Origin of the sequence: Curtobacterium sp. NPDC089185 (genome assembly GCF_040685235.1) — a bacterium.
In the GTDB taxonomy this organism is placed as follows: Bacteria; Actinomycetota; Actinomycetes; order Actinomycetales; family Microbacteriaceae; genus Curtobacterium; species Curtobacterium citri.
Map to the genome: position 1 here is coordinate 67,573 of NZ_JBFBHK010000009.1, position 18,087 is coordinate 85,659.

General features: G+C 69.6%; 16 protein-coding genes. 8 read left to right on the forward strand and 8 right to left on the reverse strand.

All coding sequences use genetic code 11. The features are described from left to right. The first annotated feature begins 22 nt into the window (after nt 1-22). From AB0N84_RS11215 to AB0N84_RS11240, 6 genes are all read left to right on the forward strand, one after another. A complete protein-coding gene (locus AB0N84_RS11215; protein ID WP_363546244.1) occupies nt 23-4,174 on the forward strand; it encodes a DUF6049 family protein in 4,152 nt (1,383 codons plus the stop codon). Between the two features lie 88 nt (nt 4,175-4,262). Beyond that, nucleotides 4,263-5,261, forward strand: a complete 999-nt coding sequence (gene trxB / locus AB0N84_RS11220; RefSeq protein ID WP_069712632.1) for a thioredoxin-disulfide reductase — start codon at nt 4,263-4,265, stop codon at nt 5,259-5,261. Nucleotides 5,262-5,323: 62 nt separating this feature from the next. Beyond that, nucleotides 5,324-5,650 (forward strand): thioredoxin, encoded by a 327-nt coding sequence (gene trxA, locus AB0N84_RS11225; protein WP_022832611.1) that lies wholly within the window; start codon nt 5,324-5,326, stop codon nt 5,648-5,650. Nucleotides 5,651-5,875: 225 nt separating this feature from the next. Continuing rightward, a complete protein-coding gene (locus tag AB0N84_RS11230; protein ID WP_363546248.1) occupies nt 5,876-7,180 on the forward strand; it encodes a PLP-dependent aminotransferase family protein in 1,305 nt (434 codons plus the stop codon). 40 nt (nt 7,181-7,220) lie between these two features. After that, nucleotides 7,221-8,183: a D-alanine--D-alanine ligase gene (locus AB0N84_RS11235; RefSeq protein WP_363546251.1), complete on the forward strand. Its 963-nt coding sequence runs from the start codon at nt 7,221-7,223 to the stop codon at nt 8,181-8,183. Nucleotides 8,184-8,401: 218 nt separating this feature from the next. Further along, a complete protein-coding gene (locus AB0N84_RS11240; RefSeq protein WP_363546254.1) occupies nt 8,402-8,875 on the forward strand; it encodes a YdcF family protein in 474 nt (157 codons plus the stop codon). A 495-nt stretch (nt 8,876-9,370) separates the two neighbouring features. Here AB0N84_RS11240 and AB0N84_RS11245 read toward each other — a convergent pair whose 3' ends face one another. From AB0N84_RS11245 to rpmH, 8 genes are all read right to left on the reverse strand, one after another. Further along, a complete protein-coding gene (locus AB0N84_RS11245) occupies nt 9,371-10,348 on the reverse strand; it encodes a ParB/RepB/Spo0J family partition protein (protein WP_363546257.1) in 978 nt (325 codons plus the stop codon). After that, nucleotides 10,348-11,241 (reverse strand): ParA family protein, encoded by an 894-nt coding sequence (locus AB0N84_RS11250; RefSeq protein WP_069712637.1) that lies wholly within the window; start codon nt 11,239-11,241, stop codon nt 10,348-10,350. The genes AB0N84_RS11245 and AB0N84_RS11250 overlap by 1 nt, the downstream gene beginning before the upstream one ends. A gap of 81 nt (nt 11,242-11,322) precedes the next feature. Continuing rightward, complete coding sequence (rsmG, locus tag AB0N84_RS11255; RefSeq protein WP_289458295.1) at nt 11,323-11,967, reverse strand: 16S rRNA (guanine(527)-N(7))-methyltransferase RsmG; 645 nt, start codon at nt 11,965-11,967, stop codon at nt 11,323-11,325. Continuing rightward, nucleotides 11,964-12,437, reverse strand: a complete 474-nt coding sequence (locus AB0N84_RS11260) for a R3H domain-containing nucleic acid-binding protein (protein ID WP_363546331.1) — start codon at nt 12,435-12,437, stop codon at nt 11,964-11,966. Before AB0N84_RS11260 ends, rsmG begins: the two co-directional genes overlap by 4 nt. Before the next feature lie 60 nt (nt 12,438-12,497). Then, on the reverse strand, nt 12,498-13,460 hold the full coding sequence (yidC, locus tag AB0N84_RS11265; RefSeq protein ID WP_182045844.1) for a membrane protein insertase YidC: 963 nt from the start codon (nt 13,458-13,460) through the stop codon (nt 12,498-12,500). Nucleotides 13,461-13,468: 8 nt separating this feature from the next. Beyond that, nucleotides 13,469-13,849, reverse strand: coding sequence for a membrane protein insertion efficiency factor YidD (yidD, locus tag AB0N84_RS11270; protein ID WP_182045845.1), 381 nt, complete (start codon nt 13,847-13,849; stop codon nt 13,469-13,471). Next, nucleotides 13,846-14,208, reverse strand: coding sequence for a ribonuclease P protein component (rnpA, locus tag AB0N84_RS11275; RefSeq protein WP_182045846.1), 363 nt, complete (start codon nt 14,206-14,208; stop codon nt 13,846-13,848). The genes yidD and rnpA overlap by 4 nt, the downstream gene beginning before the upstream one ends. 121 nt (nt 14,209-14,329) lie before the next feature. Beyond that, nucleotides 14,330-14,467 (reverse strand): 50S ribosomal protein L34, encoded by a 138-nt coding sequence (gene rpmH, locus AB0N84_RS11280; RefSeq protein WP_019181680.1) that lies wholly within the window; start codon nt 14,465-14,467, stop codon nt 14,330-14,332. 490 nt (nt 14,468-14,957) lie between these two features. Between rpmH and dnaA the strand changes: the two genes are divergently transcribed. Together dnaA and dnaN are read left to right on the forward strand one after the other, a co-directional pair. Then, the gene (gene dnaA, locus AB0N84_RS11285; protein ID WP_223246597.1) at nt 14,958-16,418 is read left to right on the forward strand and encodes a chromosomal replication initiator protein DnaA; all 1,461 of its coding nucleotides are present in this window, start codon (nt 14,958-14,960) and stop codon (nt 16,416-16,418) included. A 523-nt stretch (nt 16,419-16,941) separates the two neighbouring features. Then, nucleotides 16,942-18,087: a DNA polymerase III subunit beta gene (gene dnaN / locus AB0N84_RS11290; protein WP_069712643.1), complete on the forward strand. Its 1,146-nt coding sequence runs from the start codon at nt 16,942-16,944 to the stop codon at nt 18,085-18,087.

The following is an 18,087-nucleotide window of genomic DNA, read 5'->3' on the forward strand; positions in this document are numbered from 1 at the left end:
ACCGACCCTCGGGCCTCCCTGTATGCAGATCCTCCGCTCCACGCTCGCCGCCGCAGCGACGGCCCTCGTCGCCATCGGTCTCGTCACCACGCCCGCGGCCACCGACGCCGTCCTGGCAGCCGGGACCTCGACGACGCACACCGCGGCGTCCGGCACGACCACCCGCACGGCCGAGCCGACGGCCGCCGACCAGGGTCGGACCACCGTCTCGATCGCACCGGCGCACCGCGGGATCGTCCGTCGCGACGAGGACCTCGAGCTCACCCTCACCGTCACGAACGACACGGACCGGGACGTCCCCGCGGGACGGGCCGAGCTCGACATCTTCCGGTCCGAGAGCACGCGCGACGTCCTCGCCGACTGGCTCGACGACACCAGCACGTCCGGTTACCTCGGCGCCCCGATGGACACGGTGGACGTCCCGGCGGTCCCGGCGCACCGGACGGTGACCCAGACGGTGACCATCGTGCCCGGCAACGTGGCACTCGGCGGGTACTCGTCCTTCGGGGCCCGACGCATCGCCGCCGAGTACACCGCGGGCGACACCACCGCCGTCGCACGGTCCGCCGTCACCTGGTACCCGGACTTCCAGCAGGCCCCGCTCGGCGTCTCGGTCGCGATGCCCGTCACGCTCCCCGCCACCCCCGACGGGGTCATCGGTGCGAACGCCCTGGCCGCCGCGACCTCCGTCGACGGCACGCTGCAGCAGCAGCTCGACGCGGCGGAGGACCACAACGTCGCGGTGGCGGTCGACCCGCGGATCATCGCCTCGATCCGACTCCTCGGGCAGGACGCCCCCTCGACGGCGACGGCCTGGCTCGACCGGCTCGAGGGACTCCGCAACGAGACCTTCGCCCTGCCGTGGGCCGACGCCGACGTCACCGGGCTCCGGCAAGCGGGTGCGGACGGCATCCCGGGCGTCATCTCCCTCGACCAGCAGGTCGACGAGGACCACTTCCCCGGCGCGAGCACCCCGACGCCGACCCCGATGGGCCCCACGGCCTCCGCCACCCCGGGCGACACGGCGTCGCCGTCCGACGTCCCCACCCCGACCGACGACGCCACCGCCGGCAGCACCGGCACCGAGACGGCACCGACCCTCCCCACCACCCGGGAGCTGCTCGACTTCCCCTGGTCGCTCGACGACGTCTCCTGGCCCGTCGAGGGCACCGTCGCCACCGACGACCTGCCCGCCCTGGCGAAGGCCGGCACGGACACGACGATCGTCTCGAGCGGCAACACCTCCGCCGGTCCGGACACGACCGTCGCCGCGTCGGAGCGGATCGGCGACCAGCGCGTGCTCGTCTCCGACCAGGGCATGTCCGCCCTGCTGCGCGACGCGGCCGGGGCCACCGACCAGCAGCGCTGGGACGCGGCGATGGCGGAGCTCACCGCCACCATGGCGACCGCCGCACGGGCCGGCTCCGCCACGAGCCCCGTCCTGCTGACCCTCGGGCGCGACTGGCCGAACGACTCCGCGCGGTTGGGCCAGGCGCTCGACGCCATCGAGGGCACGCCGTGGGTCGCCCCGGCCGACCTCTCGACGGCCGCGAAGGCGACCGCTGGCTCGCTCACCCTCGCGCCGGCCGACGACGGCGAGCAGCGCCTCGCGCAGCTCCGGCGCCTCGTCGCCTCCGAGCGTGACCTGATCGGCTTCGCGTCCGCCGTCGACGACCCGGTCGTGGTCACCGCCCCCGCACGCCTCGACCTGCTCGCCCTCGCCTCGAACGCCTGGCGGGTGGAGCCGGACGCGCTCGACACCGCCGTCGACGCCCAGGTGCAGGACTGGACCCGGACCACGAGCGAGGTGAGCATCCCGGACTCGAGCTCCCTGACGCTCCTCGGGGACCGCTCGTCGTTGCCGGTGTCGATCCGGAACCGGTCCGAGTACCCGGTCACGGTGCGCCTCACCGTGCAGCCGTCGAGCTCCGCCCTGCGCATCGTCCGCAACGACATCCTGGTCGAGCTCCAGCCGCAGTCCTCCACCCGTGCGACGGTCCCGGTCCGCTCCGTCGCGAACGGCAAGGTCACGCTGACGATGTCGTTGACGACACCGACCGGCGTCACGATCTCGCAGCCGTCCACCGTCGAGCTCAACGTGCAGGCGCAGTGGGAGACCGTCATCACCGCCGTCGCGGCGATCGGCCTCGTCGCGCTGTTCGGCTTCGGCATCTTCCGCAGTGTCCGGAAGCGCATCCGCCGCCGCAACGGCGAGCTCGACGACGAGGACGACGACGACCCGAACCGGCCGCTCGAGGTCCAGCCCGACGCCCCCGGTGCGCCCCGCCGGACGGGAGGCACGCCCACCGTCGCGCAGGCGGCTCCCGCCGCCGCTGCGGCCGGCACCACCACCGTGACGGCTCCCACGCGACCCGCACCGCAGCAGGCGGGTCCGCGTCCTGCGGACGCGCCCGTGCACGACGGGGGTGCGCCGCGCCTCCAGTCCGGACCGCGCGACGAACCCGTCGTCGACCCCGACCGTGAACCCGAGGAGCCGACCATCAGCACGCAGCAGCAGCCCGCCGTCGACGCGGAGCCCGCGGCCGAGCGGAACCTCGGACGGGCGAGTGCGATGCTCGCGGCGGGCACGATGCTGTCGCGCGTCCTCGGCTTCGGCAAGACGTTCGTCCTCGCGTACGCGATCGGCCAGGCCCACTCGCCGGGTGCCGACGCCTTCGCGCTCGCGAACCAGCTGCCGAACAACATCTACGCGCTCATCGCCGGCGGCCTGCTCTCCGCGGTGCTCATCCCGCAGATCGTCCGCTCCATGCAGCAGAGCCGCGACGGCGGGACGGCCTACGTCAACAAGATCGTGACGCTCGGCGCCACCGTGTTCGTCGTCATCGCGGTCGTCGCGACGCTCGTCGCGCCGTTCCTCGTCTGGCTGTACAGCCAGCAGGCCGGCGGCGACGGCAAGGGCTTCACGCCGGCCCAGACGGACCTCGCGGTGGCGTTCGCCTTCTGGTGCCTGCCGCAGATCCTCTTCTACGCGCTGTACTCGCTCCTCGGCGAGGTCCTCAACGCGAAGCAGGTCTTCGGCCCCTTCACGTGGGCACCGCTGCTGAACAACGTCATCGCGATCGCCGGTCTCGTCGTGTTCATCGCCATGTTCGGCGGCCAGGAACTGAACTCCTCGGTGGTTGCCTGGACCCCGCTGAAGATCGCGGTGCTGGCGGGCAGCGCCTCGCTCGGGGTGCTGGCACAGGCCGCGTTCCTGCCGTTCTTCTGGAAGCGCGCCGGCCTGTCGTTCCGGCCGGACTTCCGCTGGCGCGGCGTCGGGCTGAAGGCGACCGGCACGGCTGCCGGGTGGCTCTTCGCGATGATCCTCGTGACGCAGCTGGCCGGGATCGTGCAGTCGCGCGTCGCCTCGCTCGGCACGGGGGCCGCGGGCAACGCGGTGCTGCAGAACGCCTGGCTCCTGTTCATGCTGCCGCACTCGATCTTCGCGGTGTCGATCGCGACGGCGTACTTCACGCGGATGAGCCACGACGCCGAGCGCGGGGACCTGGACGCCGTGCGGCGCAACCTGTCGCTCTCGCTCCGGATCGTCGGGCTCTTCACGGTGTTCGCGACCGTGGCGCTGATCGTCGTGTCCGTGCCGTTCGGACGGATGTTCGCCGGCACCTTCGACCAGGCGCTCTCCATCGGCGCGGTGCTCCTCGCCTACATGCCCGGACTCGTGCTGTTCAGCATGCTCTTCATCATCCAGCGGGTGTTCTGGGCGATGCACGACCACCGGACCCCGTTCCTCATGCAGTGCGTGCAGTCGGTGCTGTTCGTCGTCGGCGCGCTGGCCGTCGCCACCTTCCCGCAGTCCGTGGTCGGTGTGTCGATCGCCGCGTGCACCACCCTCGCCGGCACGGCCCAGACGATCGTCGCGCTCGTCCTGGTCCGCCGCCGCCTGGACGGCATCGAGGGTCCGGTCGTCACCCGCTCGCACCTGCAGTTCGTCGTCGCCGCGCTCGTCGCGGGTGTCGCCGGTGCCGGCGTCGTGACCGCGCTCGGCGCCTTCGCGGCGGACGGGTTCGCGATGTCCGACCGCACCGGGGCCTTCGTCACCATCGTGCTCGCTGGCGCCGTCATGGCGGGCGTGTACTTCGGCGCACTCGTCGTCGCCCGCAACGGCGAGGTCTCCGGCGCGGTGTCCCTGCTCCGGAAGCGTCTCGGTCGCTGACCACCGCCTGCGCGCACACCGGATCGGCGGAATGTCCCGCCGCTACCATGGGTTGACCCGGTCAGTACGCAACGGAAGGGCACCAGGCATGCGCCAGCTCATCATCATCGGTTCCGGTCCCGCCGGGTTCACCGCCGGCATCTACGCCGCGCGCGCGGAGCTCAAGCCCCTCATCGTCGCCTCGAGCGTCGAGACCGGCGGCGAGCTCACCAAGACCACCGAGGTCGAGAACTTCCCGGGCTTCCCCGAGGGGATCCAGGGCCCGGACCTCATGATCAAGATGCAGGAACAGGCCGAGAAGTTCGGTGCCGAAGTCCTGTACGACGACGCCGTCTCGGTCGACCTGACCGGTGACGTCAAGAAGGTCACCGTCGGCTCCGGAGAGACGTACGAGGCCCTCGCGGTCATCTACGCCACGGGCTCGGCGTACCGCCACCTCGGCCTCGCCGACGAGGAACGACTCTCCGGCCACGGCGTGAGCTGGTGCGCCACGTGCGACGGCTTCTTCTTCCGCCAGAAGAACATCGCCGTCGTCGGCGGCGGTGACTCCGCGATGGAGGAGGCCACGTTCCTCACCCGCTTCGCGGACAAGGTGACGGTCATCCACCGCAAGGACTCCCTGCGGGCGTCGAAGATCATGCAGGACCGCGCGACGAACGACCCGAAGATCGAGTTCGCGTGGAACAAGGAGGTCACCGCCATCCAGGGTGACTCCGCCGTCACCGGCGTGACGCTCAAGGACACGGTCACCGGCGAGGAGTCGGAGCTCGCGCTCGACGGCCTCTTCATCGCGATCGGCAACGACCCCCGCACGCACCTGATCCACGGCCAGATCGACATCGCGCCCGAGGGCACGATCGCGGTCCAGGGTCGCTCCTCGAAGACGAACCTGCCGGGCGTCTTCGCCGCCGGTGACGTCATCGACCCGACCTACCGCCAGGCCATCACGGCCGCGGGTTCCGGCACCGTCGCGGCGCTCGACGCCGAGAAGTACCTCGCAGAGCTCGACGACGCCCTGACCGACCAGGCCGAGGGCGTCACCCCGGAGTCGCCCGCGACGATCGACGTCGAGGCCGCACGGGTCTGACCCACTCGGAATACCGCAGCGGCGCCGCCGTTGTACCCACTGAACTTCTCGAAGGAGCACACATGTCCAACGCAAAGGCCGTCACCGACGCCACCTTCTCGGACGAGGTCCTCAAGTCCGACAAGACCATCCTCGTCGACTTCTGGGCCGAGTGGTGCGGCCCGTGTCGCGCCGTCTCGCCGATCCTCGACCAGATCGCCGCGGAGCACGCCGACAAGATCGAGATCGTCAAGCTCAACGTCGACGACAACCCGCAGTCGGCCATGAACTACCAGATCACGTCGATCCCGGCGATGAAGGTGTTCAAGGGCGGCGAGGTCGTCAAGACGGTCATCGGCGCGAAGCCGAAGCCGGCGCTCGAGGCCGACCTCGCCGAGTTCCTGGCGTAGTCCACCCCAGCACCACCGGACGGCCCCGTTCTCCCCGGAGAGCGGGGCCGTCCGCCGTTCCCGGGTGCGGGCTGCACGTGGTCTCCGGTGCGGCCTGCGCGGCGTTCCCGGACGCGGGCTGCGCGTGGCAGGGCCACAGCTTCAGGATCGGCCCCCGCCTCCCACCGCGGATCCGGCAACGGATGTCGTAGTGTGGCGGGAATGTCCCACTGAACGGAGTTCACGATGACGAACGGCAACAGCCTCGACCCCTGGTACGACTCCTACGCCCAGCGCACCGCCGGGCTGAGCGCCTCCGAGGTCCGAGCCCTGTTCGCCGTCGCCTCGCGGCCCGAGGTGGTCTCGCTCGCCGGCGGCATGCCGTACGTCTCCGCGCTGCCGCGTGAGCTCGTCACCGGGTCGATCGACCGCGTGATGACCGAGGATGCCGCGATGGCGCTGCAGTACGGCGGGGGACAGGGCCTGCGCTCCCTCCGCGAGCACATCGTCGACGTGATGAGCCTCGAGGGCATCCGTGCCAGCGCCGAGGACGTCGTCGTCACCACGGGGTCGCAGCACGCGCTCGACCTCGTCACGCGGCTCTTCATCGACCCGGGCGACGTCGTCCTGGCCGAGTCGCCCTCGTACGTCGGCGCCATCGGGGTCTTCCGGTCGTACCAGGCGGAGACCGTGCACGTGACGACCGACGAGCACGGCCTGGTGCCCGAGGCGCTCCGCGAGGCCATCGCGAACCTCCGGACCCAGGGCAAGCGGATCAAGTTCCTGTACACGATCCCGAACTTCCACAACCCGGCCGGTGTCACGATGAGCCGCGAGCGGCGCATCGAGGTGCTCGACATCTGCCGCTCCAACGGCATCCTCGTGCTCGAGGACAACCCGTACGGGCTCCTCTGGTTCGACGAGCCCGCGCCGCAGGCCATCCGGTCCATCGACGACGAGGGCGTCGTGTACCTCGGGTCCTTCTCGAAGACCCTCGCTCCGGGCTTCCGCGTCGGCTGGGCCCTCGCGCCGCACGCCATCCGCGAGAAGCTCGTGCTCGCCAACGAGTCGGCCGTCCTCGCCCCGAACTCCTTCGGCCAGTACGTCGTGAACGCCTACCTGGACGCCGCGGACTGGAAGGGCCAGGTCGACACCTTCCGGGGCCTCTACGCGGAGCGCCGGGACGCCATGCTGTCCGCCTTGGGGGAGTTCCTGCCCGACCTGTCGTGGACGAAGCCGAACGGCGGCTTCTTCGTCTGGCTCACGCTGCCCGAGGCCCTCGACTCCAAGGGCATGCTGCCGCGCGCGGTGAAGGAGCTCGTCGCCTACACGCCCGGGACCGCGTTCTACGCCGACGGACGCGGCGGCGGCAACATCCGACTGTCGTTCTGCTACCCGACCCCTGAACAGATCCGTCTCGGCGTCAAGCGCCTCGCGACGGTGGTCAACGACGAGCTCGAACTGCTCGAGACGTTCGGGCACGCCACCCGGCCGAGTGCCGTCCGCGAGGCGCGCACCACGGTCGTCGCACCGCCACCGAACGTCTCCTGACCAGCACTTTCCATTGTAGTACCACCCGGAGGACCCTCGCATGGCCGAGCTCACCCGTCGTCACGTCGTCGTCGTCGCGGGAGGGATCTCGCATGAGCGGGACGTCTCCCTCCGATCCGGGCGGCGCGTCGCGGACTCGCTGACGGGGTACGGCTGGAATGTCGACCTGCGCGACGCCGACGCGACGCTGCTGCCCGCACTCCGTGACGACCGGCCCGACGTCGTGTGGCCGGCGCTGCACGGTGCCTCAGGAGAGGACGGCGCACTGCGGGGCATCCTGGAGGCGCTCGACATCCCGTTCGTCGGCTCGCGTTCGACCTCAGCCCGTCTCGCCTGGGACAAGCCCACCTCGTCGGCGCTCGTCGCTCGTACCGGCGTGCGGACGCCACGGTCCGTCACGCTGTCGCACGACGTCTTCCGGGAGCTCGGCGCGGTCGGCGTCCTCGAGGCCATCGCCGTCGAGCACCCGGTCCCGCTCGCCGTGAAGCCCGCTCGCGGCGGCAGCGCCCAAGGGGTCACACTCGTCGAGGACCCGCACGATCTCCCGCGCGCGATGGTCACGGCCTACACCTACTGCGACGACGTGATCGTCGAGCAGCTCATCCGAGGGACCGAGGTCGCGGTGGGGATCATCGACACGGGTGACGGCCCCGTGGCGCTCTCGGCCGTCGAGATCGTTCCGAAGAACGGCCCGTACGGCTTCGAGGCGCGGTACAACGCGGGGGAGACGACCTTCTTCACACCCGCACGTCTGGCGCCGGAGTTCGCCGAGGCTGCTGCGGACGCAGCGAGGACCGCGCATGCGGCACTCGGGCTGCGCCACCTGTCCCGCGTGGACCTCATCATCGACGGGGCGGGTACCCCGTGGTTCCTCGAGGCGAACGTGTTGCCGGGGCTCACCGAGACCTCCCTCGTCCCGCAGGCACTCAGTGCCTCCGGCTTCGACCTCGGGTGGACCTACGCCGAGCTGGCCGAGCAGGCCATCCGCGACCACCGCGGCTGATCATGCGCCGGCTCGATGTTCCACGTGGAACGCCGATCGCGCGGACAGTCTTGATCGCCGCCGGTGCTCTGAGCGCAGTGCTCGCGTGGGGAGAGGCCGTACACGCGCGGGCACACGCTCGACAGGAGCTCGAGCTCCCCCCGGAGCGTGCATGAACGGCACGGGTCTGTGAGGCTCTAGGAAATCGTCGAGACACCCCTGCGCGGTGCGCCGTCCTCGTGCTCGGCTTCGCCGACCGCGGTCCTCGGGCCCACGCAGTCAACCGCTGGCGGGCTCGTATCGGCGCCCGTACCGCAGCACGACTCGTCGCCGAGGGCTTCGCGGTCGAGGTCGTGGCCTGCGGGGGAGCCGTGCGCGGAGCAGTACCCGAGGCCGACCTCCTGGCCGAGGCGTTGCGGGAGGCTGGCTGGCAGGGCCGAATCCTCCTGGAACGCGAGAGCACGACGACGTGGGAGAACCTCGCGTCAGCGCGTGCACTCGTCGGCGACCTCGACGCGATCAGCATCTGCTCGAACGGTCTGCATGCAGAGAAGGCCCGTGCGTACCTCCGACGCCAGGATCCGGATCTCGGCTCCCGGCTGGTGTCAGCGGACGACTACCGCTTCCCCGAGATGAGTCTGCTCAAGCCGGTGTTCGCCGTCGTCGGCCTGAACAAGCTGCGTCAGCTCTGCCGGGCCGACTCGCACGGCTGAGCGCGTCGCAGCGCTGCAGCATAACGGTCGGTAGTCGGTTCGCTCCTGCGGCGGGTCGAGCGGAAGCTGCCGTTGGTGCGCACGGCCGTCGATGCCGGCGAGCACCGTCGTCACCGATCGCATCAGGATGCTCCAGGCGGTCGCGACCAGACCGCGGCGCCGCGGATCCTCGAACGCGTCGTCGCCCCATGGTCGACCCCGCTGCTGTTCCCTCACGGCCCCTCCTCCGTCGTCGGTGGCTCCCACGCTAGCGGTCGGCCGGGTCCGGGTCGAGAAACATCCGAGCGCCACCTTCGGACGGCCGCGGTCACGGTCAAGGTCACGATCACGGATGGTTCCACGTGGAACATCCGTGACGACGCAACACGTGCCACGAACCTCTCCTGCTGCGGTCCGCTGCACGGCTCCCTGCGGGACGTTCAGCGCGGCAGTCAGCCCGGAGGACGCCCGACGCGCTCGGTCCCGGCAGCGGGGCGTACAGCGCCCCTGACGGGATCACTCCGCGACGTCGCGGATGCCCAACTCTCCGAGGATGCGGTCGAGGTCGTCACCGTTGGCGAAGTCGATCGTCACCGAGCTCTTGCGTGCCCCGACCGCGATCTTCACGCGCGTGTTCAGCCGATCGCCGATCCGCTCCGCCAGGTCATTGAAGTGAGCCTGGCGCTTCGAGGGCTCCGGCTTGGCCTTCACAGGCGTCTTCGTGGCGAGCTGCTGGGCGATGGCCTCGGCAGCGCGGACCGACAGGTCCTCGTTGACGATCTTCTCCGCGAGGTACTCCATCGCCTCGGCATCCGGCGCCGCGAGGATCGCCCGTGCGTGTCCGGCCGACAGGACACCTGCGGCGACCCGACGCTGCACGGGGGAGGGCAGGCGGAGGAGGCGGATGGTGTTGGTGATCTGCGGGCGTGACCGACCGATCCGCTGCGCGAGCTGCTCCTGCGTGATACCGAAGTCTGCGAGGAGCTGCTGGTAGGCCGACGCCTCCTCGAGTGCATTGAGCTGTGCGCGGTGCAGGTTCTCGAGCAGAGCGTCCCGGAGCATCGCGTCGTCCGGCGTCTCCTTGACGATCGCCGGGATCGTGGCGAGCCCGAGCTCCTTCGCCGCGCGCAGCCGCCGCTCGCCCATGATGAGTTCGTACTGCGGCTCGGTACCACCGGCGCCGGGGATCGGGCGCACGACGATGGGCTGCAGCACACCGATCTCGCGAATCGAGTGCACGAGCTCCTGGAGCTCCTCCTCGCGGAACTCCTTCCGGGGCTGCTGCGCGTTCGGCACGACGTCGAGCGGGTTCAGGTTCGCCAGCCGAGCGCCCGGGACGGCGACGAGGTCCTCAGCGGTGCCGCCCGAACTCGGCGCCGATGCCGGCGAGCCACCCGTCGGGAAGAAGACGTCGACGGGTCGGTCCTGCTGGTCCGACACCGTCGGGATCAGCGCGCCGATCCCTCGGCCGAGTCCGGTTCGCTTCGGTGCCATCAGTGCTTCGCTCCTCGTGCTGCGATCTCGGCTGCTGCTTCCAGGTAGGACAACGACCCGGACGAGTTGACGTCGTACGACACGACGCTCTGGCCGTAGCTCGGCGCTTCGCTCACCCGCACTGATCGGGGGATCACGGCGCCCAGTACCTGATCGCCGAAGTGCTCCCGCACATCCGCCGCGACCTGGTTCGACAGGTTCGTCCGGCCGTCGAACATCGTGAGGAGGATCGTCGAGACCCGCAGGTTCGGGTTGAGGTGCCGCTCGATGAGCTCGATGTTCCGGAGCAGCTGGCTGAGGCCCTCGAGCGCGTAGTACTCGGTCTGGATCGGGATGAGCACCTCTTGCGCGGCGACGAACGCGTTGATCGTCAGGAGGCCCAGCGAGGGCGGGCAGTCGATGAAGACGTAGTGGTACGGCTCCTCGAGCGAGGAGAGGTACTGGTCGAGCGCGGTCCGGAGCCGCTGTTCACGCGCCACGAGGGAGACGAGTTCGATCTCCGCGCCCGCGAGGTGGATCGTCGCGGGGACACACCACAGCGTCTCCGACTCGGGGGAGCGCTGCACGGTGTCGGCGATCGGTGCCTCGTCGACGATCACGTCGTAGATGCTCGCGACCTCGGCCTGGTGGTCGACGCCGAGCGCCGTCGACGCGTTGCCCTGCGGATCGAGGTCGATGACGAGCACCCGAGCCCCACCGTGCGCCAGCGCTGCCGCCAGGTTGACCGTGGTGGTGGTCTTGCCGACCCCGCCCTTCTGGTTCGAGACCGTGAAGATGCGCGTCGCATCGGGCAGGGGGAACTGCTGCGTCGCGATCGCCCTGCGCCGGCGGTTCAGGTCGGCGACCTCGCGTGCGAGGGGCGTCGACGAGTCGTAGTTGGTCGATGAACTCAACGAAGGCCTCTTCCCCGGTTCGGTGTTCCACGTGGAACATCGGCATTCTCGCGCCCCGTGGAACCGGGCCGAGCAGCAGCGTCAGTCAACTGTAGCCCGGAAGACGCGGGTGGTCTCCTCGACCACACCGTCCCCGAGCTCGAGGACCTCGACGTCGGCGAGTCGCTTCCGCAGGATGACCTTGCGGGCCTTCTCGATCTCGTCGTCGACCCGGGCGCCCTTCATCAGGATGAGCTGCCCACCGGACCGCACCAGCGGCACCGTGAGCGGGATGAGCTTCGAGAGGGCGCTGACCGCTCGCGCCGTGACCTGGTCGACGACGACGGAGTCGGCGACGTCCTCCGCGCGGCCCCGGAGGACCGTCACGTTCTCGAGCCCGAGGCGGTCGGCCTCGGCGTTCAGCCAGTCGCAGCGTCGCTCCATCGGCTCGATGAGCGTGAAGGACACGTCGGGTCGTGCGATCGCCAGCACCAGGCCGGGCAGGCCCGCACCGGAGCCGACGTCTGCCACGCGGCCGTTCGCCTGCAGCAGCGGCGCCAGCAGCGCAGAGTTGAGGATGTGTCGCGTCCAGAGGCGTGGCAGCTCGAGCGGTCCGATCAGACCGAGCTCCTCGCCACGGCGCGCGAGCTCACCCGTGAAGGACCGAGCCAGCTCGATCCGGTCGCCGAAGAGCGTGACCGCGGCCGCCGGCTCCTGCTCGAGGACCGGCGCAGCGTCGTCCGTCATCGGGTGACGACCGTGTGGCGGTCTCGTCCCTCGCCCTCGGACTCCGAGTGGAAGCCCTTCTCGGCGACCAGGTCGTGGACGAGCTTGCGCTCGTACGACGACATCGGGGGGAGGGCGGCCGTCGCCGAGCCGGCCTCGATGCGCTCGACGGCGGTGTCGACGAGCCGCTGGAGCTCGGTCGCACGGGCGTCCCGCGACCCACCGACGTCCAGGATGAGCCGGCTGAACTCGCCGGTCTCCGCCTGTACGGCGATGCGCGTGAGCTCCTGCAGCGCCGACACCGTGTCCGGCTTCGACAGGACACGCAGGGCGCCGCCCTCGTCGGTCACCGAGAGGTAGACGCGACCGGCGCGCTCCTCGATCTCGATGTCGCCGTCGAGGTCGCAGATGTCGAGCAGCTCCTCGATGTAGTCGGCCGCGATGTCGGCTTCGTCACGAGTGTCGTCATCGACGCTCGTGGCCTCCACGATCGCTGCCTCCGCGGTCGCGGCGTCCTCGGTCGTCTCGGCGGCGGTGTCCTGCTCGGTCACTTACTTCTTCCCGTTCTTCTTGGAGCGGTTCTTGCCCACCGGCTGCTGCCGCTGCGTGGTCACACGGACGGGCTCGACCTCGACGGCGCCGACACCCGCGCCGGCCTCGGCGAGCACCGGGGTGCCGCGTCGCTGTGCCTTCTTGGCGAGACGGGCCTCGCGGGCGAGGGCAGCCTCGGAACCCGGCGTCGGCATGCTGCGGATGACGAAGTACTGCTGCGCCATCGTCCAGATGTTGGAGGCGAGCCAGTAGAACATGACGCCGAGCGGGAAGCTCAGGCCCGAGATCACGAAGACGAGCGGGAGGATGTACAGCATCATCTTCTGCTGCCGGTACATCGGCGACGCCTTGGTCTCCGGCGACATGTTCTTCGCGACGAGCTGCAGCTGGGTGACGAACTGCGACGCCGTCATGACCACGATCATGAAGCCCGCGATGATGCGGACCTCCCACCCGGAGGCGTTCGTGAAGGTCTCGTGCAGGGGCGCTCCGAACAGGGCGGCGTTGCCGAAGTCCTGGGCCAGGGTGTTCGTGAGCAGACCGATGCCGGTCTTGTTGATCTGCGCCTCGTGCAGCACCGAGTACAGCGAGAAGAAGATCGGCATCTGGATGAGCAGCGGCAGGCAGGAGCTCAGCGGGTTCGTCCCGGTCTCCTTGTAGAGCGCCATGGTCTCGCGGCTCATGGCCTCGCGCGAGAACTGGTCCTTCTTGCCCTTGTACTTGTCCTGGATCTTCTTGAGCTGCGGCGCGACCTCGAGCATCCGGCGCTGCGACTTGATCTGGCGCACGAAGATCGGGATCAGCGCGGCGCGGACCACGAAGGTCAGGAAGATGATCGACAGCACCCAGGTCAGACCGGCGGACGGGTCCATGCCGATCGACTCGAAGATCCAGTGGAAGGCCACGAGGATCGCCGAGACCACCCACTTCAGTGGCCAGAGGATCGTTCCGATGAAGTCCATGAGGACGGTCACGCCTTTCGAGTGCGCTGGGGGAGCAGGACCGGGCGACGGGCATCGCCGGACGGCTGTGGGGACGACGAGGACGGGGGGAGCACGAACCCGAAGCGGCTCAGCCGGAAGGGACGGGCGCGCTCACGCACGTCGTCGATCCCGCCGGCTGCCCACGGGTTGCAGCGTGCGATCCGCCAGGCGCCCATCGCCGAGCCGCGGACGACGCCGTACTGCTGGATGGCCTCGAGCGCGTACCGGGAGCACGACGGGTGGTAGCGGCAGACGTTCCCGTACAGCGGCGAGACCACCGCACGGTAGGCGCGCAGCACGACCACGCACACGTTGCGCGGGAGCAACGCGACGACCCAGGCCAGCCGGGTCCACAGGGTGCGGTTCATGCTGCCTTCTCGAGCCCGCGCGCGAGGGAGCGCGAGACGTCTCCGAGCAGGGTAGGCCATGTGGCCTGCGCTGCGGCTGGCAAGGCCCTGATCACCACGTCGTGGCCGGTGGGGACCTCGGTCAGCAGGCCGTGCGCGATCGCCTTGAGCCGTCGTCGCACGCTGTTGCGCGTGACGGCGTTGCCCACGGTCTTCGCGACGATGAAGCCGAAGCGCGTGGGACCGTCGGGCGGGACCTCGGCGCCGGCGGGGCGACGGACCACGGATACGACGACGTGCGCCGTGGCGCTCCTGCGACCACGACGCACGACGGACCGGTAGTCCTCACCGCGGACGATGCGGTTGGCGCGTGCCAACACGATCGCTACCGGGTCCCGATCCGGGACCGGACCGAACGCTGCCCGGATCCGTACCGCGCAGGCCCGGACACCGTGGACGCGTCCAGCGGAGCGGGGTGCAGTGCGGACCGGCGCAGCGCGATCAGGCGCTGAGCTCGGTGCGGCCCTTGCTGCGGCGCGCGGCGAGGATCGCGCGGCCGGCACGGGTGCGCATGCGGGCGCGGAAGCCGTGCTTCTTGGCGCGACGACGGTTGTTCGGCTGGAAGGTGCGCTTGCTCATGATGATCTCCACACGGCTGCGCGCGAGGATGGGCCCGGCGCGAACCGTCACGTATGTCTACAGCCGCTCGACGAGGCCGAACAGCACGATGGGCGCGACCGAATGGCCGCAGTCAACTGGTTAACGGTACGTGACAGCGGCGTGGAGGTCAAACGGTGCCGGGCGGGTGCTCCGCCACCGACCTGCGCACGATCATCATCCACATTGGGGAAAACGTGCGTTCGGTACGACACGCTCCGACCCTTTACAGTGGTGTGATCGATCGGCCCGTTCCGCGGAGCGACGGGGGAGTCACCTCCCCGCCCGCGACCAGGTCGACGTGGACAGGACTGTGGACAACCCTGTGGATCACCGCCCGGGGCGACCGTGACCAGGACCGCGAGGGTGCCGCCCGGACACGACCGCCCGTTCGCCGGGCGCGACCACGTCCGGGGCCGCCCGACAGCAACCGACCACCGACAGCAGACCAGGAGACGAGCGCGACATGACGATGCCGGCCGACCCCGTCGAGGACCTCTGGTCCTCCGTCCTGGGCCTCCTCTCCGAGGACGACCGCATCACCCCGCAGCTGCACGGCTTCCTCAACCTGGTCGAACCGAAGGGCGTCCTCGCCGGCACCCTCTACCTCGAGGTCCCGAACGACCTGACCCGCGGGATGCTCGAGCAGCGCATCCGCATCCCGATCACCGAGGCCGTCTCCCGCGTCGGTGACGACTCGGTCGCCAACTTCGCGATCACGGTCAACCCGGACATGGCCTCTGAGCCCCGCGTCGACCCGGTCGTGCCGAGCCACCTGCCGGAGTACGCCGAACCGGTGCAGCAGCCCGTCGAGCAGAGCGCCGCGCCCCGGCAGTACATCGAGGCGCCGTTCGTCCCGAGCCAGATCGACGCACCGGGCACCAGCGGTCGCCCGGAGTCCCGGCTCAACCCGAAGTACAACTTCGACAACTTCGTCATCGGCTCGTCGAACCGGTTCGCCCACGCCGCGGCGGTCGCGGTGGCCGAGGCGCCGGCCAAGGCGTACAACCCGCTCTTCATCTACGGCGACTCCGGTCTCGGCAAGACGCACCTGCTGCACGCGATCGGGCACTACGCCGAGAGCCTCTACCCGGGGATCCGGGTGCGGTACGTGTCGAGCGAGGAGTTCACGAACGACTTCATCAACTCGATCGCGAACAACCGCTCGAACCAGTTCCAGCAGCGGTACCGCGACATCGACATCCTGCTGATCGACGACATCCAGTTCCTCCAGGGGAAGGACTCCACGCAGGAGGCCTTCTTCCACACGTTCAACACGCTGCACGACCACAACAAGCAGGTCGTCATCACGTCGGACGTCGCGCCGAAGCACCTCACCGGGTTCGAGGACCGGATGCGCTCGCGCTTCGAGTGGGGCCTGATCACCGACGTGCAGGCGCCGGAGCTCGAGACGCGCATCGCGATCCTCCGCAAGAAGGCGCAGTCCGACCACCTGCAGGTGCCGGACGACATCCTCGAGTTCATGGCGTCGAAGGTGTCGAGCAACATCCGGGAGCTCGAGGGCACGCTCATCCGCGTCACGGCCTTCGCGAGCCTGAACCGCACGGCCGTCGACATGGCCCTGGTGCAGACCGTCCTCAAGGACCTCATCACCCTCGACGACGACAACGTGGTCGCGCCGACGGACATCATCAACCACACCGCGGAGTACTTCAAGCTCTCCGTCGACGACCTGTACGGGTCCTCGCGGTCCCAGGCGATCGCGACGGCACGGCAGATCGCGATGTACCTCTGCCGTGAGCTCACGAGCCTGTCGCTGCCGAAGATCGGCCAGCTCTTCGGCAACCGCGACCACACCACCGTGATGTACGCGAACAAGAAGATCACCGAGCTCATGAAGGAGCGTCGGTCGATCTACAACCAGGTCACGGAGCTGACCAGCCGCATCAAGCAGGACCGCCGCTACCGCTGACGCGAGCGGGACCACCCGACGGACGGGAGGCGCGGGGCCAGACGGCACCGCGCCTCCCGTCCGTCGTTCCGTCACCATCCCGTCGACCGCCGTGCGGCAACGCCGCGACCACCTCGGATCGGCGCGCTCGGAGGCGCATCCACCATCTGAGACGGTTCCATGCGCCGAGTTTCCCCCAGTGTGGAAAGCCTGTGGATAACTGTGGATGACACGCGGCCTCGTTGTTCACAGTTCTGCCCCCACCTGTGGAGACTGGGGATGGAAGCGGATAGATGACTTTTCTTCATCCCGAAGCCGTCAACACGCGACTCACAACTCACACGTGTGTAGTTCCCTGTGGAGAAGCGGGATGCACAGAGTTATCCACACTGTGCACAGGCGTTAACACCATTGATCCTGGTTAACGATGAAGTTCAGCGGGCCAACCTTGTGGACGGCGGGATGACAAGAAATCCGGGCCCTGCTCCGCTGTGCCACAATGGGGCGGCCGGACAGTCCGCACCGATCGACAGGGGTCCCAGCTGTGAAGTTCGAGGTCAACCGGGACGTCTTCTCCGAAGCCGTCTCCTTCGCGGTGAAGCTCCTCCCACAGCGCACGACCCTCCCGATCCTGTCCGGTGTCCTGATCCACGCCGAGGGCGACCGGCTCACGCTGTCGTCGTTCGACTACGAGGTCTCGGCGCAGACGTCGATCACGGCGCACATCGAGGACTCCGGCACGGTCCTGGTCTCCGGTCGGCTGCTGAACGACATCGCGAGCCGCCTGCCGAACGCCCCGGTCACCTTCACGACCGAGGAGTCCCGGATCTCGGTCACCTGCGGTTCGGCGCACTTCACGCTGCTGTCGATGCCGGTCGAGGAGTACCCGACGCTGCCCGAGGTCGGCGAGCAGACCGGCGTCATCCCCGGCGACTCGTTCTCGGAGGCCGTGTCCCAGGTCGCCGTCGCCGCCAGCCGCGACGACGTCACCCCCGTCATCACCGGCGTGCAGCTCGAGGTCGGCGACAACGACCTGTCCCTGATCGCGACGGACCGCTACCGCGTCGCCGTCCGGACCATCGCGTGGGACTCCGGCCGTGTCGGCTCGGACCCGCTGCACGCCCTCGTCCCGGCCCGCACCCTGCAGGAGGTCGGCCGCACGTTCGGTTCCGCCTCGACCGTGTCGGTCTCGATCAGCGGCACCTCGGACCGCGAGCTCATCGCGTTCCACGCCGACGACAAGACGGTCACCTCGCTGCTCATCAAGGGCAACTACCCGCCGGTCCGCCGGCTCTTCCCGGAGACGGTCGACGACCACGCGGTGATCAACACCGCGGAGCTGGTCGAGGCCGTCCGACGGGTCTCCCTCGTCCTGGAGCGCGAAGCGGCGCTCCGGTTCTCCTTCTCGGTCGACGGGCTCACGCTCGAGGCGATCGGTTCCGAACAAGCGCAGGCGTCAGAGTCGATCAGTGCGTTGCTGACCGGGGAGGAGACGGTGGTCTCGCTGAAGCCCGCCTTCCTCCTGGACGGGCTGAACGCGGTGCACTCCGAGTTCGTCAGGATCTCCTTCACCAAGACGGAGAACCCCAACAAGCCGGGCCCGGTGCTCATCACCGGCCAGACCTCGCAGGAGGCTCCGGCGACGGACGGGTACCGGTACCTGCTGCAGCCCAATCTCCTGCTGCGATAG